Source organism: Cellulosimicrobium sp. Marseille-Q8652 (genome assembly GCF_965112045.1).
The window spans coordinates 575,063-598,685 of sequence record NZ_CBCOPS010000002.1 but is presented as its reverse complement, the minus strand read 5'-3'; the positions used below and the strand labels follow the sequence as shown (position 1 = coordinate 598,685).

Annotated in this window: 11 protein-coding genes and 2 rRNA genes; 1 reads left to right on the top strand and 12 read right to left on the bottom strand. The window is 70.1% G+C overall.

The features are described 5' to 3' along the window. Nucleotides 1–78: 78 nt before the first annotated feature. From ACWPWV_RS12515 to ACWPWV_RS12500, 4 genes are all read right to left on the bottom strand, one after another. Nucleotides 79–3,186: ribosomal RNA gene (locus tag ACWPWV_RS12515) — 23S ribosomal RNA — on the bottom strand. Nucleotides 3,187–3,697: 511 nt separating this feature from the next. Next, a 16S ribosomal RNA gene (locus ACWPWV_RS12510) occupies nt 3,698–5,221 on the bottom strand. The 16S and 23S rRNA genes sit together here, the layout of an rRNA operon. A 658-nt stretch (nt 5,222–5,879) precedes the next feature. Further along, nucleotides 5,880–7,739, bottom strand: coding sequence for a 5-oxoprolinase subunit B/C family protein (locus ACWPWV_RS12505; RefSeq protein WP_454043304.1), 1,860 nt, complete (start codon nt 7,737–7,739; stop codon nt 5,880–5,882). Continuing rightward, complete coding sequence (locus ACWPWV_RS12500) at nt 7,736–8,518, bottom strand: LamB/YcsF family protein (RefSeq protein WP_454043303.1); 783 nt, start codon at nt 8,516–8,518, stop codon at nt 7,736–7,738. The genes ACWPWV_RS12505 and ACWPWV_RS12500 overlap by 4 nt, the downstream gene beginning before the upstream one ends. Nucleotides 8,519–8,611: 93 nt before the next feature. On the opposite strand from ACWPWV_RS12500, the gene ACWPWV_RS12495 reads away from it, so the two are divergent. Then, a complete protein-coding gene (locus ACWPWV_RS12495) occupies nt 8,612–9,178 on the top strand; it encodes an N-acetyltransferase family protein (protein WP_454043302.1) in 567 nt (188 codons plus the stop codon). 44 nt (nt 9,179–9,222) lie between these two features. Here the strand turns inward: ACWPWV_RS12495 and ACWPWV_RS12490 are convergent, their stop codons facing one another. The 8 genes from ACWPWV_RS12490 to ACWPWV_RS12455 all read right to left on the bottom strand — a co-directional run bounded on the left by ACWPWV_RS12490 (nt 9,223) and on the right by ACWPWV_RS12455 (nt 23,436). Continuing rightward, nucleotides 9,223–9,924, bottom strand: coding sequence for a hypothetical protein (locus ACWPWV_RS12490; RefSeq protein WP_454043301.1), 702 nt, complete (start codon nt 9,922–9,924; stop codon nt 9,223–9,225). A 302-nt stretch (nt 9,925–10,226) separates the two neighbouring features. Continuing rightward, nucleotides 10,227–15,809, bottom strand: a complete 5,583-nt coding sequence (locus ACWPWV_RS12485) for a ThuA domain-containing protein (RefSeq protein ID WP_454043300.1) — start codon at nt 15,807–15,809, stop codon at nt 10,227–10,229. A 100-nt stretch (nt 15,810–15,909) separates the two neighbouring features. Continuing rightward, nucleotides 15,910–16,806, bottom strand: coding sequence for a sugar phosphate isomerase/epimerase family protein (locus tag ACWPWV_RS12480; RefSeq protein WP_454043299.1), 897 nt, complete (start codon nt 16,804–16,806; stop codon nt 15,910–15,912). Nucleotides 16,807–16,955: 149 nt separating this feature from the next. Continuing rightward, nucleotides 16,956–18,185 carry a substrate-binding domain-containing protein gene (locus ACWPWV_RS12475; RefSeq protein ID WP_454043298.1) on the bottom strand — a complete coding sequence of 410 codons (1,230 nt, stop codon included), beginning with the start codon at nt 18,183–18,185 and terminating at the stop codon, nt 16,956–16,958. A gap of 148 nt (nt 18,186–18,333) precedes the next feature. Beyond that, nucleotides 18,334–19,416: an ABC transporter permease gene (locus tag ACWPWV_RS12470; RefSeq protein WP_454043297.1), complete on the bottom strand. Its 1,083-nt coding sequence runs from the start codon at nt 19,414–19,416 to the stop codon at nt 18,334–18,336. After that, nucleotides 19,413–20,513 carry an ABC transporter permease gene (locus ACWPWV_RS12465; RefSeq protein WP_454043296.1) on the bottom strand — a complete coding sequence of 367 codons (1,101 nt, stop codon included), beginning with the start codon at nt 20,511–20,513 and terminating at the stop codon, nt 19,413–19,415. Before ACWPWV_RS12465 ends, ACWPWV_RS12470 begins: the two co-directional genes overlap by 4 nt. Beyond that, complete coding sequence (locus ACWPWV_RS12460) at nt 20,510–22,180, bottom strand: sugar ABC transporter ATP-binding protein (protein ID WP_454043295.1); 1,671 nt, start codon at nt 22,178–22,180, stop codon at nt 20,510–20,512. The genes ACWPWV_RS12465 and ACWPWV_RS12460 overlap by 4 nt, the downstream gene beginning before the upstream one ends. Continuing rightward, complete coding sequence (locus tag ACWPWV_RS12455; RefSeq protein ID WP_454043294.1) at nt 22,177–23,436, bottom strand: Gfo/Idh/MocA family protein; 1,260 nt, start codon at nt 23,434–23,436, stop codon at nt 22,177–22,179. Before ACWPWV_RS12455 ends, ACWPWV_RS12460 begins: the two co-directional genes overlap by 4 nt. Between the last annotated feature and the right edge of the window lie 187 nt (nt 23,437–23,623).

Below are 23,623 nucleotides of genomic sequence, written 5' to 3'. Positions count from 1 at the left end.
GTGCCTCCCCTGGTGTGGGGGGGTGGGGGTTGGTGGTTCGGGAACCGCACAGTGGACGCGTAGCAATGAGTGTGTTGGGTGTTGAAGTTGTCGGCTGATTAGTACCGGTCAGCTGCACGGGTCGTTGGTCCCCGTTTCCACGTCCGGCCTATCTACCCAGTGTTCTGCTGGGTGCCTCTCACCCCGTAGGGTATGGAAACCTCATCTTGAAGCAGGCTTCCCGCTTAGATGCTTTCAGCGGTTATCCCTTCCGAACGTAGCCAACCAGCGGTGCTCCTGGCGGAACAACTGGCACACCAGAGGTTCGTCCGTCCCGGTCCTCTCGTACTAGGGACAGCCCTTCTCAAGTTTCCTGCGCGCGCAGCGGATAGGGACCGAACTGTCTCACGACGTTCTAAACCCAGCTCGCGTACCGCTTTAATGGGCGAACAGCCCAACCCTTGGGACCTACTCCAGCCCCAGGATGCGACGAGCCGACATCGAGGTGCCAAACCATGCCGTCGATATGGACTCTTGGGCAAGATCAGCCTGTTATCCCCGGGGTACCTTTTATCCGTTGAGCGACGGCGCTTCCACAAGCCACCGCCGGATCACTAGTTCCGACTTTCGTCCCTGCTCGACCTGTCAGTCTCACAGTCAAGCTCCCTTGTGCACTTGCACTCGACACCTGATTGCCAACCAGGCTGAGGGAACCTTTGAGCGCCTCCGTTACATTTTAGGAGGCAACCGCCCCAGTTAAACTACCCACCAGGCACTGTCCCTGGTCCGGATCACGGACCGAGGTTAGACATCCGAAGCGGCCAGAGTGGTATTTCAACGTTGACTCCACCCGCACTGGCGTGCGGGCTTCACAGTCTCCCACCTATCCTACACAAGCCGCACCGAACACCAATACCAAGCTATAGTAAAGGTCCCGGGGTCTTTCCGTCCTGCTGCGCGTAACGAGCATCTTTACTCGTAGTGCAATTTCGCCGAGTTCGCGGTTGAGACAGCGGAGAAGTCGTTACGCCATTCGTGCAGGTCGGAACTTACCCGACAAGGAATTTCGCTACCTTAGGATGGTTATAGTTACCACCGCCGTTTACTGGGGCTTAAATTCTGAGCTTCACCCACGAAGGGTTGACCCGTCCTCTTAACCTTCCAGCACCGGGCAGGCGTCAGTCCGTATACATCGTCTTGCGACTTCGCACGGACCTGTGTTTTTAGTAAACAGTCGCTTCTCCCTGGTCTCTGCGGCCGTCCACGCTCCCCGAGCAAGTCGGTTCACGTTTCGGGCCCCCCTTCTCCCGAAGTTACGGGGGCATTTTGCCGAGTTCCTTAACCACGATTCGCTCGATCGCCTTGGTATTCTCTACCTGACCACCTGAGTCGGTTTGGGGTACGGGCGGCTAGAACCTCGCGCCGAGGCTTTTCTTGGCAGCATAGGATCACCCGTTTCGCGCATACGCGCTCACTATCAGCTCTCAGCCTGGTGCCGGGCGGATTTGCCTACCCGACGGCCTACAGCCTTGGACGTGGACTACCATCGCCACGCCGGGCTACCTTCCTGCGTCACCCCTGTTAATACGCTTACCTACTACCGGTTCGGGTCCCGCGCGCCCCTGTCCGGTGACCCCGAAGGGTCGGTGGACAGGTTTGGGCGGTTAGCATCACCGGGCTCGGTATGGGCGGTTCTTCGCCGGTAGGAGAATATCAACTCCTTGTCCATCGACTACGCCTGTCGGCCTCGCCTTAGGTCCCGACTTACCCAGGGCGGATTAACCTGGCCCTGGAACCCTTGGTCATTCGGCGGACGGGTTTCTCACCCGTCATTCGCTACTCATGCCTGCATTCTCACTCGTGTGGCCTCCACCGCTGGGTTCCCCCGCGGCTTCACCGGCCACACGACGCTCCCCTACCCACCTGCGCCTCTGGACCACGAAGGCCTGAGTTACGCGCAGATGCCACGGCTTCGGCGGTGTACTTGAGCCCCGCTACATTGTCGGCGCGGAATCACTTGACCAGTGAGCTATTACGCACTCTTTCAAGGGTGGCTGCTTCTAAGCCAACCTCCTGGTTGTCTGTGCAACTCCACATCCTTTCCCACTTAGCACACGCTTGGGGGCCTTAGCCGGTGGTCTGGGCTGTTTCCCTCTCGACTACGGAGCTTATCCCCCGCAGTCTCACTGCCACGCTTCCACTTACCGGCATTCGGAGTTTGGCTGACGTCAGTAACCTTGTAGGGCCCATCGGCCATCCAGTAGCTCTACCTCCGGCAAGAAACACGTGACGCTGCACCTAAATGCATTTCGGGGAGAACCAGCTATCACGAAGTTTGATTGGCCTTTCACCCCTAACCACAGGTCATCCCCCAGGTTTTCAACCCTGGTGGGTTCGGTCCTCCACGCGGTCTTACCCGCGCTTCAACCTGCCCATGGCTAGATCACTTCGCTTCGGGTCTAGACCCAGCGACTATGGGCGCCCTGTTCGGACTCGCTTTCGCTACGGCTTCCCCACACGGGTTAACCTCGCCACTGAGCACTAACTCGCAGGCTCATTCTTCAAAAGGCACGCTGTCACCCCAACCAAGGAGGCTCCAACGGATTGTAGGCACACGGTTTCAGGTACTATTTCACTCCCCTCCCGGGGTACTTTTCACCTTTCCCTCACGGTACTGGTCCGCTATCGGTCACTAGGTAGTATTTAGGCTTAGCAAGTGGTCTTGCCAGATTCACACGAGATTTCTCGGGCCCCGTGCTACTTGGGATCCCCTTCGGGAGGCCGCGCCATTTCGTCTACCGGACTCGCACCGTCTGTGGTCCGCCTTTCAATGCGGTTCGACTATGACACGGCTTTCTGACTCCCCGGTGGACTGTCAGATCCACCAGAAGGGTCCCACAACCCCGGACACGCAACGCCTGACAGCTTTACCACGCGCCCGGTTTGGCCTCATCCGCTTTCGCTCGCCACTACTCACGGAATATCTCTTCCTGCCGGTACTGAGATGTTTCACTTCCCGGCGTTCCCTCCACACACCCTATATATTCAGGTGCAGGTCGCACGACATGACTCGTACGGGGTTCCCCCATTCGGAAACCCTCGGATCACAGCTCGTTTGCCAGCTCCCCGAGGCTTATCGCAGGCTACGACGTCCTTCTTCGGCTCCTAGTGCCAAGGCATCCACCGTGTGCCCTTAAAAACTTCGACACACACACTACAATCTATTCGCAGAGACCAAGAACAAAAACCACGGGAACACCCCACGAGGAGGCACACCCGAGCTTTTTGCATCTTGATCACTTCAAAGATGCTCGCGTCCACTGTGCAGTTCTCAAACAACCAACGACCCCGACCCGCACAGACCCGCCTACCCACCGCAGCACAGCTGCGACGAGCGGTTCGCGATCCACGGACCGACCCGTACCAGGCACCACCACCCAACGTGGCCGATGACCTGAGGACCCAACAGTGTGCTCGACGAGCCCCGGACCCCACCCGCGATGTTCCACCACACCACCCGGCACCACCGACCCCTCCCGAAGAAGGACCCAGCAGACCAGGCGACGCAGGTACTGACACCAGCGAGACCCGACGCTCTTTCGTCAATGTTCCACCCATGAGCAACCACCCCCACACGCGAACGGCGTGGGCCGTGGCCACCACACACCCCACCCACCCCCGAAGAGGCAAGGCGCCGGCGTGCGTTGAAGCTCCTTAGAAAGGAGGTGATCCAGCCGCACCTTCCGGTACGGCTACCTTGTTACGACTTAGTCCCAATCGCCAGTCCCACCTTCGACCACTCCCCCCGGCGAACCGGTTGGGCCATGGGCTTCGGGTGTTACCGACTTTCGTGACTTGACGGGCGGTGTGTACAAGGCCCGGGAACGTATTCACCGCAGCGTTGCTGATCTGCGATTACTAGCGACTCCGACTTCATGGGGTCGAGTTGCAGACCCCAATCCGAACTGAGACCGGCTTTTTGGGATTCGCTCCACCTTACGGTATCGCAGCCCTTTGTACCGGCCATTGTAGCATGCGTGAAGCCCAAGACATAAGGGGCATGATGATTTGACGTCATCCCCACCTTCCTCCGAGTTGACCCCGGCAGTCTCCCATGAGTCCCCGGCATAACCCGCTGGCAACATGGGACGAGGGTTGCGCTCGTTGCGGGACTTAACCCAACATCTCACGACACGAGCTGACGACAACCATGCACCACCTGTGCACGAGTGTCCAAAGAGACCACCATCTCTGGTGGCTTCCCGTGCATGTCAAGCCTTGGTAAGGTTCTTCGCGTTGCATCGAATTAATCCGCATGCTCCGCCGCTTGTGCGGGCCCCCGTCAATTCCTTTGAGTTTTAGCCTTGCGGCCGTACTCCCCAGGCGGGGCACTTAATGCGTTTGCTGCGGCACGGAACTCGTGGAATGAGCCCCACACCTAGTGCCCAACGTTTACGGCATGGACTACCAGGGTATCTAATCCTGTTCGCTCCCCATGCTTTCGCTCCTCAGCGTCAGTTGCGGCCCAGAGACCTGCCTTCGCCATCGGTGTTCCTCCTGATATCTGCGCATTCCACCGCTACACCAGGAATTCCAGTCTCCCCTACCGCACTCTAGTCTGCCCGTACCCGATGCAAGCTCGAGGTTGAGCCTCGAGTTTTCACACCAGACGCGACAAACCGCCTACGAGCTCTTTACGCCCAATAATTCCGGACAACGCTTGCGCCCTACGTATTACCGCGGCTGCTGGCACGTAGTTAGCCGGCGCTTCTTCTGCAGGTACCGTCACTTGCGCTTCTTCCCTGCTGAAAGAGGTTTACAACCCGAAGGCCGTCATCCCTCACGCGGCGTCGCTGCATCAGGCTTTCGCCCATTGTGCAATATTCCCCACTGCTGCCTCCCGTAGGAGTCTGGGCCGTGTCTCAGTCCCAGTGTGGCCGGTCGCCCTCTCAGGCCGGCTACCCGTCGTCGCCTTGGTAGGCCATCACCCCACCAACAAGCTGATAGGCCGCGAGCCCATCCCTGACCGAAAAACTTTCCAACCACCCCCATGCGAGGACGGCTCATATCCGGTATTAGCCCCGGTTTCCCGGAGTTATCCCGAAGTCAGGGGCAGGTTACTCACGTGTTACTCACCCGTTCGCCACTAATCAACCCAGCAAGCTGGGCATCATCGTTCGACTTGCATGTGTTAAGCACGCCGCCAGCGTTCGTCCTGAGCCAGGATCAAACTCTCCGTAAATGATCAACGCCCACCACCAGGCACAACACCCAGCAGCGAACAATCCATACGAAGCGAACCCCCAAAGGGTTCACAAAACTGGCCTACAAACGAAAAACAATCTGACGATCATTCTCCGAAATCAACCAAAGGAATCCCCAGACACAACCAACCAGCCACCCGGACGGGCAACCCAGCCAGCCATGCCCACGAGGACAAAAATTGGCATTGACTAACAAGCACACTGTTGAGTTCTCAAACAACCGACACACACCAACTCAGCCAGACCCAGGGGCCCAACCTCGCTTGGGGCAACTTCTCAACCCTACCAGGTCTCTCTCGGCTTCTCAACCAGCGCTGCTCGCCCTGGTCACCGTGAGGGTCCCCGCTGGCGCACGTCTGTCGACGCGGTTCCTGCGGAGGTAGGATTTTTGGCCCCGGGACCAGCCACCGTCGCGGTGTCTGTTCCTCCCTGTCGGGCCGACATCCAGAACATTACGCGGCTCGGCGCGACGGGGTCAAGCCGCCCTCCGGTGACCCGCCACACATCCCCGCGCACGGCCTGTCGCTCCCGCCCGGGAGCCCTCTGCGGCCCGGTCAGCCGGCGGCGGACCGGTCGCCGGAGCCGGCGGTCCCGAACGCCGCGAGGCGCGCTCTCCCCGTCCGGCGCGCAGTGCCCTCAGCGTCCGGCACGCAGCGGTCGCAGGCGGACCGCGTCGCCCGGACGCAGCTGCGCGGCACGGTCCGCGGCGTCCGCCGTGAGGACGCCGATCACCGGGTACCCGCCCGTCACCGGGTGGTCCGCGAGGAAGACGACCGGTCGGCCGTCGGGCGGGACCTGGACCGCTCCTCGCACCACTCCCTCGGACGGCAGCTCCCCGCCTCGTCGCGGGACCGCCTGCCCGTCGAGCCGCAGGGCGACCCGGTCGCTGTCCGGGGCGACCGCGCGCAGCGCACCGAGCGCCTGCCACGCACCGGGCAGGAACCAGTCCGGTCGCGGGCCGGCGAGGACGGGCAGCACCACGTGGCGCTCGCCCGGCCGGAGCGCGCCGGCCTCGTGGCGGACCGGCGCGGTCTCCACCGGGGCAGGGTCTCCGGTCGCCACGCCGACGCGGAGCACGTCGCCCGCCGCCAGCGGCCGCGGTCCCAGGCCGGAGAGCACGTCGCGCGAGCGTGATCCCAGGACGGGGTCGACGTCCACGCCGCCTCGCACGGCGACGTAGGTCCGCACCCCGTGCGGCGGCGTCCCGAGGCTCAGGACGGCGCCCGCGCGGACCCGGAGCGCGGCGTGCCGGCCGACGGGCGTCCCGTCCACCCGCGCCGGCGCAGCGGCACCGGCCAGGGCGACGAGGGCAGGCATGTCGAACCGCAGGACCAGACCCCCGAGCGTCACCTCGAGGAGCGCCGCGGGCCGGTCGTTCCCGACGAGGCGGTTCGCGAGCGCCGCCGCCCCGCGGTCCGCGACGCCGGAGGGGCCCACGCCGATCCCGCCGAGCCCGGGGCGGCCTGCGTCCTCGACGAGCGTCTGCGGTCCCGGCGCGACGACCGTCACCGTCGACGCTCCGGCACCACCGGCACCACCGGCACCACCGGCGACAGGCACGGTCCGGGTCTCGATCCCGGTCCGGGTCTCGATCCCGGACCCGGACCCGGACCCGGACCCGGACCCGGATCCGGATCCGGAGGAGGCTCGTGGGCCACGCGCCGAGACCGTGCCGGCCGTCGCACCGCCTGCTGCGCCGGGCGTGGTCGCGGTGTCAGCCGCCGCTCCGGTCGCCGCCCCTGCGGAGACGCCCGCTCGCACCGGCGCGCGTGCACAACGCCCGGGGCCGACCACGGCGGCCCTCGTGGGCAGGAACCGGACCCGCCACCCCGGGGCCACGAGCGCGGGCGGGTCCCGGTCGACGTCGAACAGTCGCTCGGCGGTCGTGCCCAGCAGGCGCCACCCGCCCGGCGACGACGCCGGGTAGACGGCCGTGAGCTCGCCCGCGAGCGCCACCGCGCCCGCCGGGACGCGCGGGCGGGGGGTCGCGAGCCGTGGCGCGGCGATCACCGGGTCGACGCCCACGAGGTAGACGAAACCGGGCGCGAACCCGCTGAACGCGGCGTCGTACACCCGCCCGGCGTGCCGTGCGACGACCTCCGCCTCGCTGACGCCCGCCCACGCCGCGACGTCCGCCAGGTCGGCACCGTCGTAGACGACCGGGAGCTCGACCAGCGGGGTCTCGACCAGCGGGGTCTCGGCCCCCGACGTCCCGCCGGACGCGCCGGACGCCGCGGGGGTCGCGCCCGCGGTCGCCCCGGCGGGCTGCACGGCGGCGCGCCGCGCTGCCTCACGGACCCAGCGCTCCACGACCGGCGCGTGGGCCGCGTCGCGGAAGGTGACGAGCACGCTCCGCGCGGCGGGCACGACGTCGAGCACCTCGCCCGGGCGGTCCGACGTCAGCCGGCGGTCGAGCGCACGCACCGCGGCGAGGTCGGGCAGGTCGACGAGGAACGCCGTCTCGCCGTAGCGGCGCACGTCCTCGGCGCGGTTCACCGCGCCTCGCGCTCGTCCCCGACGGCGAACGCCTGCACGACGACGTCCGCCTCGTCGAGCGCGCGCCGCACCGCACCGAGGAGGTCGACGGCGCCCGGGGTGTCCGAGTGCACGCAGACGGAGTCGGCGTCGACGGGGACCGGCGTCCCGTCGACCGCGTGCACCGTGCCGCTCGTCACGAGGCCGACGACGCGAGCGGCGACCTCGGCGGCGTCGTGCAGCACCGCGCCCTCGCGCCCCCGCGGGACGAGCTCGCCCGTCGGGAGATAGCCGCGGTCGGCGAACGCCTCGCGCACGGTGGGCAGCCCCGCCTCGTCGGCGAGCCGCAGCACGGCGGATCCCGGGAACCCGACCACGGGCAGCGTCGGGTCGTACGCCCGGACCGCCTCGACGACGGCGAGGGCCTGCGCCTCGTGGTGCGTCATCGCGTGGTAGAGCGCGCCGTGCGGCTTGACGTACCGCACGCGGTCCCCCGCGACGCGCGCGAAGCCGTCGAGCGCCCCGAGCTGGTAGAGCACGTCGTCCCTCAGGTCCCCGGGCGCGACGTCGACGAAGCGACGGCCGAACCCGGCGAGGTCCCGGTAGCCCACGTGCGCGCCGATGCTGACCCCGGCGGCCACCGCGCCGCTCGTGACCGCGCGCATCGTCCCCGGGTCGCCGGCGTGGAAGCCGCACGCGACGTTCGCGCTGGTCACCAGGCCGAGGAGGGCGGCGTCGTCGGCGAACGTCCAGGGGCCGAAGCCCTCGCCCAGGTCCGCGTTGAGGTCGATGCGCGTCACTCCCCCATCATGCCGTCGCCACCGGCGTCAGGTCGCACCGCGGAGCACGGCGGAGCACCGCCAGGACGCGGCCGGCCGGGTACATTCGCCGTCGTGACCGATCCCCACCTCGCGGCACCGCGCGTGCGGACCGCGACGCCCGACGACGCGCCGTCCCTCGCCCGGCTCGCCGCGCTGACGTTCCCGCTCGCGTGCCCGCCCGGGACGTCGCCGCAGGCGATCGCCGAGCACGTCGCGGTGCAGCTCTCCCCCGACCGCTTCCGGGCGTGGGCCGCGAGCGCCGAGCACGTGCTGCTCGTCGCGGACGCCCACGGGAGCGGTCGCGACGGCCGGCTCGTCGGGTACGCGCTGCTGGTGCGCGCGGTGCCCGACGACGCCGACGTCGCGCGGGCCGTCGGGCCGGGCGAGGCGGTGGAGCTCTCGAAGATCTACGTGCATCCGGAGGCGCAGGGGACGGGCGTCGCGGCCGCGCTCATGACGGCCGCCCGGGACGCCGCCGCCGCGCTGGCCCCCGGCCGTCGGGTGTGGCTCGGCACGAACGTGCTCAACGCGCGCGCGCAGGCCTTCTACCGCAAGAGCGGCTTCGCCCTCGTCGGGGAGCGGACGTACGTCGTGGGCGGCGAGGAGCACTCCGACGTCGTCATGGTGCACGGCGCCTGACCGGTCGAGCCCGCCGGCACCCGGACAGGGCGGTCGGGTGCCGCTCAGTGGTCGTGGCCGTCGCTCTCGGGCTCCTCCGCGCCGTGCATGTCCATGCCGCCGTCGAGGGAGTCGCCCGGGCGCACGGGCAGGAAGACGTGCACGTGGCCCTGGTCGGCCGCGACGGCGCGCAGGTCCAGCTGGATCGCCGCGAGGCCCCAGGTGTCGACCGCGCGCGAGCGCAGCTCGCCGGCGAGGGCGTAGAGGTCCGGCGCGGCGCTCGCGCCCGCCGAGCGCGCGAGGTCGACGGCGTCGACCGTGTCGCCGAGCAGCTCGAGCGAGGTGAGCATCCCGTTCCGCACGATGTTGTGCTCCGAGGTCCCGCTCGCGAGGTTCTCGGTCTCGCCCGTCAGCACGTCGAGCTGTGCGCGCCACGACGCCACGTCCTCGGCGGTGGGCGGCGTCGCGGTCGTGCCGTCCACCGGCAGCGCCGCATGGAGGTCGTGCAGGACCGGGACGAGCTCGGTCTGGACGTGGCGCGCGTGCTCGATCGAGGCCGTGAGGTTCTCCGCGTCTCGCTCGACCTCGGCGGCCTCGAGCTCGGCGACGCGCGCCGGGTCGACGGCGAACCCGCCGTCGTCGGTCTCGTCACCGCCACCGCGCGTGAGCGCGACGACGAGGACGACCACCACGACCGCGACCGCGACCGCCCCGGCGGCGAGCAGCGCCCAGCCGCGCGGTCCGGCGCCCTGCAGCCACCGGCGCACGCGGACGTGCGCCGGTGGCCGAGGCTCGAGGCGGCCGGCACCGCCCCGGTCGGCAGGACGGGACCGGGCCGCGGACGGCGTCGTGCGCGACGTCGGACGCCCCGACGTCGGACCTGCCCCGGTGCGCGGTGCCCGCGAGGTGGAGGGCCGGCCCCCGGTCCGCTGTGCCATGTCGTCGTCCCGTCCTGTGGTCGTGTCCTCCGCGCGGTCCGTCCGCGCGGTCGGGTCCCCGCCCGTCCGGCCGGACCGGCCGGACGGGCGGGTTGCCGGCGGTGGGCCGGTCGGCCCACCGCCGGCGGTCGTCACCCGCAGGTGTGGGCGTCGAACGGCACCTCGAGCGTGGCCGTCCTGTCCCCGATCGTCGCCGTGACGGTCGCAGCGCCCGCCTCGACGTCCGCGGCACGGACGGCGAACGACTGGTACGCGCTCTTGCCGACCGCGACCTCGCCGAACTCCTTGGTGCCGTACGGCGTGGCGAGGGTGATCGCCGCGGCCGCCTCGTCGGCGTTCGTCGCGCGGACCGCGACGTACGCCTTGCCCGCGAGGCAGCGGACCGAGGCCTCCGCCTCGACCGCGACCGCGGGCTCCTCGTCGCCGGCCGTGAGCCGGAACCAGTCGAACGCCACGGTGACGGGCGTCTCCTGCTCCGGCCCGATGGCCATGACGCCGACCGACGTGAGCGGCACGTCGTTCGTCACCGGCTCCCCGAGGGGCTGCCAGCTCACGCCGCCGTCGCTGACCCAGCCCTGGTACGTGCTGCCCGTCTTCTCCAGCCGCAGGTACCAGTAGCCGGACTCCGTGGAGTCCGCGATCTCCAGCGCACGGTTGCCGCCGTTGCCGAACTGGGCGCCCTTCTCCGAGACGAGCTCGGCACCCAGGTTCAGCGCCGCACCCGGCGCGTTCTTGGCCACCACGTCGAGCTTGACGTAGTTGTCGTCGTCCGCGTAGGCGAGCAGACCGGCGAGCTGCCAGCGGTGCGCGAGCGGCGCCTTGAACCGCGTCTCGGCCACCCAGTCGCCCTCCGGTGCCGTCTGGAGGACGAAGTTGCGCGGGTCGCCGTTGGCCGCCGCGTTGATGTCACCCGGCTGGGTGGTGACGCGCAGCTCGCCGCCGCCGACCACGGCCTTCGTGCCGTCGTACCGCACGACCGCGTCCCAGCGGCACCCGTCGAGGGCGTCGCCCTCGAACTCGTCGCTCGGCTCGCGCTCGCCGTCGTCCGGCTCCGCCCCGCTGACGCGGACGTAGTCGACCTTCGCGACGGTGTTCGCCGTGGCGGTGTCGCCGCCGGCCATGACGCCGAAGGTCGCACCGTCCTTGACCGGGGCGGCCCCGTCCAGGTCGGTCCACGTCTCGCCGTCGGCCGAGTACGCCGCCGTGATCTGCTCCCCGTCGGACACGAGGCGCAGGTGGATGGCCGACGGGAAGTCCGCGGCGACGTTCCCCTGGCCGTGCCAGGTGCGCGTGCCGCCCGTCTCGGTCTGGAACTCGAGGAAGCGGTTGCCGTTCTGGTTCTTCGTGAACGCGAGCTTGGTGTACTCGTCGTCGCTCGCGTGCACCAGCAGACCGGCGTGCTGCCAGTGCCGCGCGAGCGGCACGTCGAGCTTCGTCTCCAGCGTCCAGGCACCGGCGGGAGCGGGCTGACCCAGGTAGCTGATCGGTCCCGTCATCGCCTCGTTGATGTCGCCCTGGACGACCGGCAGGACCGCGTGGCCGTCGGCGACGCTGATCGCGCTGCCCTCGGCCTGGCGCACGACGGTCCAGCGACCGTCGAGCTCGTCGCCGTCGAACTCGTCCGACGCGTGCGCGAGGCACTGCGGCGGCGTCTGCTCGCCCGGCTCCTCCGGCGTGGTCGGATCGTCGTCGAACACGAAGTCCTGGAACTCCACCGCGCTGGTCGTCGTGGTGCTGTGCGCGGTGACGAACAGGCCCACGTCCTGGACGGACGCCGCTCCCGGCAGGGCCTGCGGCTCGCCGATCTGCGTGAAGCTCTGCCCGTCCTTGCTCCAGGAGGCGGTGTACAGGTCGCCGTCACGGACGATGCGCACCCACGCGGGGTAGCTCGTCGTGCTGGCGCTGGTCGACGTCGCGAGCTGGCCGCTCGCGTTGCCCCGCAGCCACTCGAACCCGCCGCTGGGGCGGATGCCGAGGGCCGCGTAGCCCGGCGAGCCGCCCGCCTGCGTGACGTCGTTGCGGACGATGATCCCCGCCTTGGCGGACCCGTTCGAGTTGCCCTGGCTGTTGATCCGCACCGTCGCCGACCAGTCCTCGTCGGCCGACTGCTCGCGGTAGATGGAGGAGTACTCGTTCGTCCCCTGCCACATGTTCGCGCCGCCCGACGTGATGAGGTACCTGCCCTCGGCGAGCTGCTCGAACGTGCCGTTCGCGTTGGTGAAGGTCTTCATCTCGGCGAACAGGTCGCCGACCTGGGCGACCACGACGCGGGACCGGGTGTACAGCCCCTTGTCGTTGGTGGCGACCGCGGTCAGCTCGTACGTGTTGTCCGCCGTCACCTCCCACGTCGCCTCGTACGGCGCCTCGGTGTCCGTCCCGATCGGCTCGCCGTCGACGAAGAACTCGACCTGGGTGACCGTGTTCTCGGTGTCGTCGGCCTCCGCCGTCACCGTGATCTCGCCCTGCTCCAGCTCCGCCCCCGCCGCGGGGGACGTGATGCTGACCTTCGGACGCGTCGTGTCGGACACGGCCTTGCCGTCCGCCTCGATGAAGTTGAGGCGGCGCTCGCCCGCGCCGGGGAAGACCACGTAGAGCGTGAACGGCTCCATCGGGTCGGTCGCCTCGACGCGCACGTCGGTGAACGTGCCGAGCCCGGTCTGCGGCACCTCGGCCGTGCCGAGCAGCTCGCCGTCGGGTGCGTCGCGACGCAGCTCGATCGTGCCCGCGGACGCCGAGGCGACCCGCAGGTTGAGCGCCTCGACCCCGTACAGGCTCACCGGGTCGTAGGACGCCCAGGCGCCGTCGGCCCCGGTGACGACGGACCCGCCGCCCTCGACGTCGCGGCTCGGGATCGTCGTGGTGCCCTCGGCCGCCGTGTGGAACTCGGCCTCGCGCTTCTTCGGGAAGATCAGCGTGGTGTCCGAACCCGTCAGCGCGGGCACGTCACCCTCGCCGCCGTCGTCGGTGTACCGCGCGTCGATCACGTAGAAGACGTTCATGTCTTCGCCGTGACCGCCGCCGAGGCTCGTCTGCACCGTGCCCGTGCGGCCGTGGAGCGGCTCTGACGGGTGCGCGTGCGCGTCGTGCCCCAGCGCCGGCTGGATGATGACCTGCTCGTCGTCGATCGCGTCGCCGTCCGGCGAGTCCTCCGCGTCCGTCACGGAGACGTCCCACGTGATCGCGTCGCCGAAGTTGAAGAACGCCCCCGTCGGCGGCAGGCCGAAGTCGACCTCGGGCCGGGTGTTGCCCACGGTGATCGGCACGGTGGCCGTGCCGGTCTTGCCCGAGGGGTCGGTCACCGTGAGGCGGGCGTCGTAGACGCCGTTCTCGGTGTACGTGTGGCTCGGCGCGACCTCGGTCGAGTCGGTCTGGCCGTCACCGTCGAAGTCCCACGCGAAGGCGAGGTCCTCGTTCTCCGGGTCGGAGCTGTCCGAGCCGTCGAAGGAGACCACGAGCGGCGCGATGCCGGAGTCGGGGGTCGCCGTGGGCGACGCGACCGGCGAGCGCGAGCCCGACACGTAGTCGATGCGGTGCAGGCCCGAGCTCGGGTTGTCACGGCCGTAGCCGCCGCCCCAGTCGAGCACGTACATCGCGCCGTCGGGACCGAACTTCGAGTCGATCGGCGCGAGGAACTCCTCCTGCGGGAGGAAGGGGTTGACCTTCTCCACGTCGGTGACGCCGGCCGCGGCCTCGGGGTCCTTGAGGTCGATCGAGTACATCGCGTTGCGCGCCCAGTCGTAGAAGAAGGGCTTGCCGTCGTAGTACCCGGGGAACTTGGTGTCGGACTCGAGCTCCGGGTCGAACTGGTAGAACGGTCCGCCCATCGGCGCGAGGCCGCCGCCGGCGTTGATGCCGCCGGGCACGGACGAGCGCTGGTAGCCGTACCACATGTCGGCCGGCTGGGCCGCGGGCAGCTCGGTCAGGCCCGTGTTGAGGATCGAGTCGTTGACCGGGGCGTCGCAGTCGAAGAAGGCGCCCACCGTGACGGGGCTCGTCCGGTAGTCGACGTCGCGGAACGGCTCGTTGTCGCCCATGCACAAGGGCCAGCCGAAGTTGCCGGGCTCCTTGACGAGGTTCCACTCGGCGATGCCGGCGGGACCGCGGGTGGCGGGGGCGTCGGACCCGTTGTCCGGGGAGTAGTCGGCGACGCCGAGGTTCCCCGTGTCCGGGTCGATGGTGAACCGGAACGGGTTGCGGAAGCCCATCGCGTAGATCTCGGGCAGCGTCTTCTCGGTCCCCGGGGCGAAGAGGTTGCCCTCGGGGATCGTGTACGTGCCGTCGTCCTCGGGGTGGATGCGCAGCACCTTGCCGCGCAGGTCGTTCGTGTTCGCCGACGTCGCGCGCGCGTCGTGCAGACGGCCGTCGCGCTCGGACAGCGGGGCGTAGCCGCCCGACGGCTCCGAGTGCGGGTTCACGTCGTCGCCCACGCCCAGGTAGAGGTCACCCGTGGCCGGGTCGACGATGACTCCGCCACCCGTGTGCCCCGGCTCGTCCGGCAGACGACCGGCCGGGACCTCCAGGAGCACGACCTCCGACGCGGGGTCGATGACCGTGGACCCCGGCCCGTCGGACGAGACCGTGAACCGCGAGAGGCGGTTGAAGAAGTTGTCGGCGTTCGTGTCGTCGGCGCTCGCCGGCGAGTAGTACTGGTACAGGTAGCCGTTGGACGCGAAGTCCTCGTCCAGGGCGAGCCCGAGCAGGCCGTCCTCACCGCCCGAGTACACCGGGAGGGTGATCGCCGTGGTCGTGTTCCGGGTCTCCGGGTCGTACACGCGGATCTGCCCGCGCACGAGCTCCGTGAAGAACACCCGGCCGTCCGGCGCGACGTCCATCGAGTACGGGGCGCTCGTGTTCGTGTCGAGCGCGACCTTCTCGAACTGGCTCCAGTCCGTGCCGCCGCAGTCGCCCTCGACCATGCCCGCCGCCCACTCCACGCCGCCGACGATGTGCTGGACGAGGTCGGGCTCCTGCGTGTAGTGCGCGCCGAAGTGGCCCATGCCGGTCATCCAGGCACGGCCGCCGTCGTAGGGCTTGCACCACGAGATCGGGTGGTCGTAGCCCATGCGGTTGCCGCCCGGGTCGTACGTGGACTCGTCCATCGTCGCGAGGACGTGCGCGTCGCCGCGCACGTTGGCCGAGAAGTTGTACCACTCGTCCGCGCGGTCCCAGCGCTGCGGCAGGTGCTCGGTCGACGGGTGCGTGCGGTCCTCGACGCGGACCGTGCCGGGCAGGCCCGGGCTCGACCCGGTGGCCGCGTGACCGGGCATGAGCGCCCCGATCATGTCGTCCCACCAGTCGTAGCTGCCGCGCATGTCCGTGGCGTTGTGGATGGCGACGATGCCGCCGCCCGCCTGCTGGTAGCGCTCGAGGGCGGCCTTCTGGTCCGCGTCCCACGGGTCTCCCGAGGTCTGGAACATGACGAGCGCGTCGTAGTCCGCGAGGCCCTCGTCGGTGAAGACGCTCGAGTCCTCCGTGTGGTCGGACTCGATGCCCGCCTCGGCGAACGCGGCCTCGAGCACCGGGGTGCCCTGCGTGATCGCCTCGGAGTGCCGGAACTGCGTGGTCTTGGTGAAGATGAGCACCTTGTGCTCGTCGTCGGGTTCGATCGGTACGACGTCGGCCGAGGCCATCGTGACGGGCGCGAGCGTGAACGCCAGCGCTCCGATGGTCAGGGCCGCGACGGACCTCCCCCTACGGGGACGTCGTGCGGTCATCGTGGTGCCTCCAGGGGCATGACGTGCGGGCCCGGGCGTCGTCGTCCGGGCAGGGTGGTCGTCATCCCGCGGCGTGCCGGCGCCGGCGGTCGAGCTACGACTACGAGAGCTCCGGCGTGGGCATCAGTCCTCTCAGGTGGGCCAGGCCATCGACGGCGATGGCGTCCTGGGTCGGTGCCAGCGGCCGCCAGATCGAGGCGGCCGTGGCGATGGTCGCGTTCTCGGCCGTGAACGACTCGATCACGAGCGGGCCGTCGTAGCCCGTCGCGTCGAGCGCCCCGAGGAACGCGGGCCAGTCGAGGTGGTCGGTCCCGGGCGCGCCGCGGTCGTTGCCGCACACCTGGACGTGCGCGATGCGCTCGCCCGCGCGCCGCACGGCGGCGGGCAGGTCCGTCTCCTCGATGTTCATGTGGTAGATGTCGAGCATCAGGCCGATGCCCTCCGCGGGGAGCCGCCCGACGACCTCGAGGCCCTGGTCGACGGTGTTCACCAGGCTGGTCTCGTACCGGTTCAGCGGCTCGAGCCCGACGACGACCCCCGCCTCGACGGCGTGCTCGACGACGGGTCCGAGGTGCTCGGCGAGCTCGTCGTAGGCGGCCTCGCGCTCGGCGTCGGTCAGGCGCCAGGTACGCCCCACGGACGCGTAGGCGGGGCCGCCGATCACCGGTGCCCCGACCGTGCCGGCCGCGTCGACGACGCGGCGCAGGTAGTCCTGCGTCGTGCGGACGGTCGCGGCGTCCGTCGCGACGAGCTCGCGCCCGTCGCCCATGACGAGCGACACGCTCGCGCCGAGCCCGTGGTCGGCGAGGACGCGCGCCGCGAGGGACGGGTCCCAGTCGTCGACGTGCTCGACGGGCAGCTCGAGCACGTCGAAGCCCCAGCCGGCGACGCGTGGCGCGATCTCGCGCAGGGCCGCGTCGGTGAGGGGTGAGGTCCACACCCAGGTGTTGACGCCGAGGCGCCGGGAACGCAGGGCGGTCTGGTCGGGATGAGCCACGTCGCTCTCTCTCGTCGGTGGTCCGTGCCCGTGCCCGACGGCGGGCCGTCGCCTCCGGCGAGGAGGCGACGGTCCGCCGTCGGGCACCGGGCCGCGAGCGGTCCGCCGGGGACCGGTCAGCGGTCGGTCGGCAGCAGGTCGGCGGTCCGTCAGCGGTCCGTCCACGCCTCCGGGTAGCCCGGGAGGTCCTCGCCGCCGAACTTCGCGTAGTGCAGCGACGGCATCTCGGAGTTCGCCTCGAGGTACGCGTCGAGCTCGTCGGCCTCGATCGGGTCCTGCGGGAGGACCCACTCGGAGGGGACCTCCTCGCCGGCCCAGATCATCTGCGCCGCGAGGATCGGGGTGCGCCACTGGAAGTTCGAGTACACGGCCCCGATCCCGGTCATGTCCGTCTCCTGCCACTTGCGCAGGAAGCTCATCTCGTCCTCGCCCATGAACACCGGGTACGGCTTGCCGGCGTCCTCGAACGCCTCGACCGCGGCGACGGCGCCGTCGCCCGCGTCCATCCAGATGCCGTCCACGTCACCGCGCTGGAGGTACTGCGTGACGATGTCCTTGATCTGCGCGGCGTCACCACCGGTGAACTCCTGGCCGACGACCTCGAGGCCCGACTCGGAGAAGATCTTGTCGGCGGCGGCCCAGCGGTTCTCCAGGACGTCGACGCCCGGGAGGATGCGCAGCGCGAGGACCGTGGAGCCCTCGTCGAGGTTGTCGACGAGGAACTCCGCGCCGTCGGCGCCGTACGCGTAGCCGCCGATCGGGTGGATGAAGGTGACCATGCAGTCGGTCTCGACGCCACGGTCGAACACGATGACGGGCTTGCCGCTCTCGCACGCCGCCTCGACGGCCGGGGTCAGGGTCGCGGTCGTCGACGGCGAGATGATGATCGCGTCGCAGTCGCCCGCCGCGACGAAGGCCTGGATGTCGGAGATCTGCTTGTTGTCGTCGTCGGCGGCGTCCGAGACCCGGAACTCGCCGATGACGCCCTCCTCCTCGAGGACCTGCACCTGCTGCTGCATCGTGATGAAGCCCGTGACGCGCCACGGGTTGGAGACCGAGGCGTTGGAGAAGCACAGCGTCTTGTCGCCGCCCTCGCTCGCGAACTCGGCCGTGTCCACGTACTCCGGCTCGATCGCCTGGAGCCACGGCTCGTCGGCCGGGCCCTCGGGGTCGATGTCGCGCTGCGCGAGCTGGCGGTCGTAGTCGGCCTGGACGAACCACTCGGAGTCCGCGCCGCCGTTCTCCTCGCCGCCCTCGGTCTCCTCGGCCGAGGTCTCGCCGCCCTCCGGCGTGTCCGTCGGGGTGTCGGTGGTGCAGGCGGCGGTGAGGAACAGTGTCGCCACTGCCGCGCCGGCCAGGAGTGCTCGTGTACGTCGCATGTCCTTCTCTCTCCTTGGTGGACGTCGTCGTCCCGCGGGTGCGGGGGAAGGTGTGGTGCTGGGGACCCGTCGCGGCGGTGCGACCCGTCGCGGGGCTGGTGGCTGTCTCGGTCGGGTGTCGCCGCCGGCGTCGGCCGGGGCCGCTGCGTCAGACGTGGGCGGGGGCGGGCTCCTTCGGCTCGGCGGACGGCCCCGCGGCGGACGGGGTCTCGCCCGGGGTGGCACGCCGCCTGCCCCGGCGGGGCATCGCCGCGTACGCGACCGCGGCGATGATGATCACGCCCTGCACCGCGGGCCGGATCGTGGACGGCAGGCTGAGCTGGTTGAAGAGCGTGAACAGCGCCTCGAGCGTGAGGGCACCGGCCATGGCCGCGACGACGGTCCCCCGGCCGCCGCCGAGGACGACACCACCGAGGACGACGGCCGTGATCGCCATGAACTCGAGGCCCTGGCCGACCTGCGCCGTGACCCCGGCGTAGCCGCCGATGAGGACCGCGGCGACGGTCGCCATGAATCCCGAGAGCAGGAAGGCGCGCGTGCGCACCCACCAGACGGACGAGCCGGAGTAGGCCGCCGCCACGTCGTTGTCACCGGTCGCGACGAGCGTGCGACCGAACGGGCGGCGCATGAGCAGGGCCGCCAGCACGCCCAGCACCACGACGACCATGAGCGCCCACGGGACCTGGAACTGGCCGGGGTTGTCGGGCACTCCCCCGCGGCCCCACTGCCGGAAGCCCTCGGTGAGGGCGCCGGTCGGCGCACCGCCGGTCCAGAGCCGGATCGCCCCGTACAGCACGAGCATCATGCCGAGCGTGGTGATGAACGACGGCACCTTGAGCAGCGTCGTCACGAGACCGTTGACGAGGCCGACCGCGAGACCGAAGACGAGCATGAGCGCCATGACGGGCCACGTCATGGAGTCCTCGCCGTCCATGAGCTTGGCCGCGATGACGACCTGCGCACCCACGAGCGAGCCGACCGACAGGTCGAACTCGCCCGACACGATGACGAAGTACTGGCCGATCGCGAGGATGACGAGCGGCGCGGCCTTCTTGACGAACGCCATGAGCGACGTCGGCTCGCCGAACGACGGGTTCATCACGAGGATCACGACGAAGACGAGGACGAGCAGGGCGAAGACCGTCCAGCTCCCGCCCGCGGTGAGCCGCTCGACGAGGCCGGCCCTGGGGGCGCGGGACGGGATGGTCCGGCGCGGCGCGACGGTGGTCATGCGGACGCACCTCCTGCGGTGGTCGTCGGGGCGTCGGGCCGAGGCTGCGCGCGTCCCGGTGGCGCGCCGCGCCCGCCCGTGCGGAACCGGGCGCGGCTGCTCGCCGGGTCGATCTGGCGGCGGGCGTACAGCGCGACGGCGGCGATGATGACGACCCCGCGCAGGACGTCCTTGAAGAACGGGTCGACGTCGAGCACGTTGAACACCGTGTCGAGCACCGCGAGGATGAGCACGCCCCCGACCGTGCCGACGATCGAGCCGCGGCCGCCCATGAGCAGGGTCCCGCCGAGGACCACGGCGGCGATCGAGTCGAGATCGAGGCCGTAGGAGTAGACGAGCGCGTTGCCCGTGCCGAAGCGCGCCGCGATCAGCAGGCCGGCGACGCCCGCGCACACCGAGCAGAGCACGTGCGCGAGGATCAGCGTCCGGTCGGTGCGGATCCCCGAGAGCCGCGCGACGTCGGTGTTCCCGCCGACGGCGAACATGTGGTACCCGGGACGCGTCCGCGTGAGCAGGACCACGCCGACCGCCGCGACGACCAGCATGACGATCGTGGACACCGGCACCGGACCGACGCGCGTGTACCCGAACATCTGGAACGACGCCGGGACGTCGCCCGCCGGGCCCTTGAACTGGGTGTCGAGGTAGCCCTTGACGATGAGCCCGACGCCGAGAGTGGCGATGAACGGGTTGACGCGGAGCTTGGTGATCACGAGCCCGTTGACCAGGCCGACGACCGCCGCGACGCCGACGGCCGCGAGCACCCCGAGCCACACGCGCGACGGGTCGCCGGCCATCGTCGTGGCGCCGACGATCGAGCACAGCGCGACGACGTAGCCGACGGACAGGTCGAGGGACCGGCACAGGATGACGAACGTCTGCCCGATCGCGACGAAGCCGAGCAGGCTCGTCTGCGTGAGCATGTACGCCGTGTTGGCCGTGCTGAACAGGTTGCCCCCGCCGGCCGCCACGAGCACGCCGGCGATGACGAGGATGCCCACGAGGGCGAGGTAGACGATCTCCGTCGACCCGATGCGCCGCCGACGTCGCGCGGCGGGGCGTGCGGTGGGGGCGGCGGTCGCGACCGCGGTGCTCATCGGTCCTCCTTCGGGCCGTGCGAGCCGGTCCGGGTGTCGTCCCGTCCGTCCGGGCGGGTCCCGGACGGGTCGTGCCCGGGCAGGTCGTCGGTGTGCGCCACGACGGCGAGGTCGACCGCGACGTGCTCCGCCGACTCCTCGCCCGCACCTGTCGCGAGCGCCATGACGGTCTCCTCGTCGCTCCCCGCGGGCAGCTCGCCGGCGAGCCGGCCGTCCCGCATCACGAGGATGCGGTCCGCCATCGCGACGACCTCGGGCAGCTCGGAGGAGATGACGAGGACGGCGACGCCGCTCGCGGTGAGCTCGCGCATGAGGTCGTACACCGCGCGCTTGGCGCCGACGTCGATGCCGCGCGTCGGCTCGTCCAGGACGATGACCTGCGGGTCCGTCACGAGCCACTTGGCCAGGACGACCTTCTGCTGGTTGCCGCCCGACAGGTACTGGACCTCCGACTCCTGCGAGCTCGCGACGAGCTCGAGCGACGAGAGGATGCCCGGGATGCGCCGCGCGCGCCGGTCGGCCGTGCCGGGCAGGACGGAGTCGAGCACGAGGCGCGCGTTGGCGAGGATCGACTGGCCGAGCGCGAGACCCTCGGCCTTGCGGTCCTCGGTGACGAGCGCGAGCCCCGCGCGGACCGCCTGGCGCGGCGAGCGCACGTCGACCGGCTTCCCACCGACGAGCACGCGGCCCCGCGTGAAGCCGGCGATGCCGAAGACGCCGTGCGCGATCTCGGTGCGTCCCGAGCCCTGGAGACCCGCGAGCGCCACGATCTCGCCCGCGCGCACCTCGAGGGTCACGTCGTCGACCTGGCTGTTCCCGACGCCCTCGAGCGCGAGGCGCACCTCGCCGGGGACCACGGCAGGGTCCTTGGCCGGGAAGTACCCCGCGAACTCGCGGCCCACCATGGTCCGCACGAGGCCGTCGGGGTCGATGTCGGTCGTCGGCGTCGTGAGGACGTGGTTGCCGTCCTTGAGCACGGTGATGGTGTCGCAGAGGTCGAAGATCTCCTTGAGCCGGTGCGACACGTAGAGGATCGCGACGCCCCGCTCCTTGAGCCGGTGGACGAGCTCGTAGAGGAGCTCGACCTCCTGGTCGGCGAGCGCCGCGGTCGGCTCGTCCATCGAGATGATGCGGGCGTCGTACGACACGGCCTTGACGATCTCGACGACCTGCTGCTGCGCGACCGAGAGCGAGCCGACGCGCTGGTGCGCCGAGAGGCTCGACAGCCCGAGGTCGGCGAGGAGCCGGTCCGTGTCGTCGTGCATGCGGCGCCGGTCGACGAGCCCGGCGCGGCGCGGCTCGCGGCCGAGGTAGACGTTCTCGGCGACGGACCGCTCGGGCAGGAGGTTGAACTCCTGGAAGACGGTCGAGACGCCGGCGTGCTGGGCGGCGAGCGGCGACGCGAAGGTGATGACCTGCCCGTCCAGCTCGAGCGTGCCGCCGTCGGGGCGGTGGACGCCGGCGATGATCTTCATGAGCGTGGACTTGCCGGCGCCGTTCTCCCCGACGAGCGCGTGCACCTCCCCGGCACGCACGTCGAGGTCGATGTCGCGCAGCACGGAGTTGCCGAAGAACTCCTTGCCGACGCCGCGCAGGCGCAGGAGGGGTCCCGGCACGCCGTCCCCGGAGGCGGGACGCTGCGGCTCGCGCGTCGTGGTCGCGGTCATCGGGGCACCTCCACCCAGCCGCCGGACCGCACCGACTCGCCCACGGCGGCCGCGAGCCGGGCGGCGCGCAGGCCGTCGTCGAACGTGGGCAGCCCGTCCGGGACGGTCCCCCGGACCGCGGCGGCCGTGTCCGCGACGAGCGCGTCGAAGCAGTCCTGGTACCCCTGGGCGTGCCCGGCGGGGAGCCTCGAGTACGGCGCGGCGGCCGGCGAGAGCGTCTCCGGGTCGCGCACGAGCAGCCTGCTGCCGTCGCGGCGACCCTCCCAGAGGGTCTCGGGCTGCTCCTGGTCGAACGCGAGCGTGGACTGCGAGCCGGAGATCTCGAGGTGGAGCCGGTTCTTCCGGCCCGCCGACACCTGCGAGATCACGGCGGTCCCGAGCGCGCCGTGGTCGGTCTCGTACTGGAGCGTGACGAGGTCCTCGGTCGCCACGGGGCGCGCGACCCCGTCGGCTCCGCGCCGGAGCGGGTTGACCGTGGCCGACCGGGCGACGAGACGGGCGATGCGGTGGCCCGTGGTGAACTCGACGAGGTCGCAGAAGTGCGAGCCGATGTCGCCGAACGCACGGCTCCGGCCGCCGAGGGCGGGGTCCACGCGCCAGTTGTCGTCGGAGTCGCGCAGGAGCCAGTCCTGCAGGTAGGAGCCGTGCACGAGCGAGACGGCCCCGACCTGCCCGGCGCGCACCCGCTCGCGCGCCTCGCGGACCATCGGGTGGAAGCGGTAGACGAACGGCACGACGGCGACCCTCCCGTCGGCCGCGCGCGCCTCGCCCGCGAGAGCGGCGAGCTCCTCGGCGCCCTCCACGTCGACCGCGAGCGGCTTCTCGCACACCACGTGCTTGCCGGCCTCGAGCGCCGCACGGGCGAGCTCGACGTGGAGGTGGTTGGGCGTGCAGACGTGCACGACGTCCACGTCGGGAGACGTCACGAGCTCCTCGGCGGTCTCGACGGCGGCTCGCGCGCCGAGCGCGCCCGCCCCGGCGAGCGCGGTCTCGAGGTCGTGGGCCGCGACGAGGGTGACCGACCCGCCGCCGGTCCGCACGGCCCGGGCGTGCACGCCGCCCATGAAGCCGGTGCCGAGGATGCCGGCGCGGTACCCGGACGCGGGCAGACCGTCCGGGACGGGCCGGGCACGACGTCCGGGGTGGTCCGAGGGGGCGGTCGGTGCGCCAGGGGCAGTGGTCGTCGCTCCCGCGTCCCGCGTGCCCGGCACCAACGCCTGGGCAAGCAGGTCCTGCGCGACGTCATCGGCTCGCATGACTGACAACGTAGGGCCACTTATGACGACCGTCAACCAAAAGCCGAACGATTGTGGTCTCGGTTAGATAAAACCGCCCGTAGAACAATCAGGAACGATCACGCACGCCACCGCCCCCGGCCGCAGGGCGGACGGAGGCGGTGGCGCATCGGACGGCAGGACCCGGGCGCTCGGCCCGGGAAGAGGT

What these genes read in the sequence shown, in the direction of transcription:
- ACWPWV_RS12485 (WP_454043300.1), bottom strand. Translation starts at nt 15,809, where the DNA reads ATGACCGCACGACGTCCCCGTAGGGGGAGGTCCGTCGCGGCCCTGACC.
- ACWPWV_RS12465 (WP_454043296.1), bottom strand. Translation starts at nt 20,513, where the DNA reads ATGAGCACCGCGGTCGCGACCGCCGCCCCCACCGCACGCCCCGCCGCG.
- ACWPWV_RS12455 (WP_454043294.1), bottom strand. Translation starts at nt 23,436, where the DNA reads ATGCGAGCCGATGACGTCGCGCAGGACCTGCTTGCCCAGGCGTTGGTG.
- ACWPWV_RS12460 (WP_454043295.1), bottom strand. Translation starts at nt 22,180, where the DNA reads ATGACCGCGACCACGACGCGCGAGCCGCAGCGTCCCGCCTCCGGGGAC.
- ACWPWV_RS12470 (WP_454043297.1), bottom strand. Translation starts at nt 19,416, where the DNA reads ATGACCACCGTCGCGCCGCGCCGGACCATCCCGTCCCGCGCCCCCAGG.
- ACWPWV_RS12475 (WP_454043298.1), bottom strand. Translation starts at nt 18,185, where the DNA reads ATGCGACGTACACGAGCACTCCTGGCCGGCGCGGCAGTGGCGACACTG.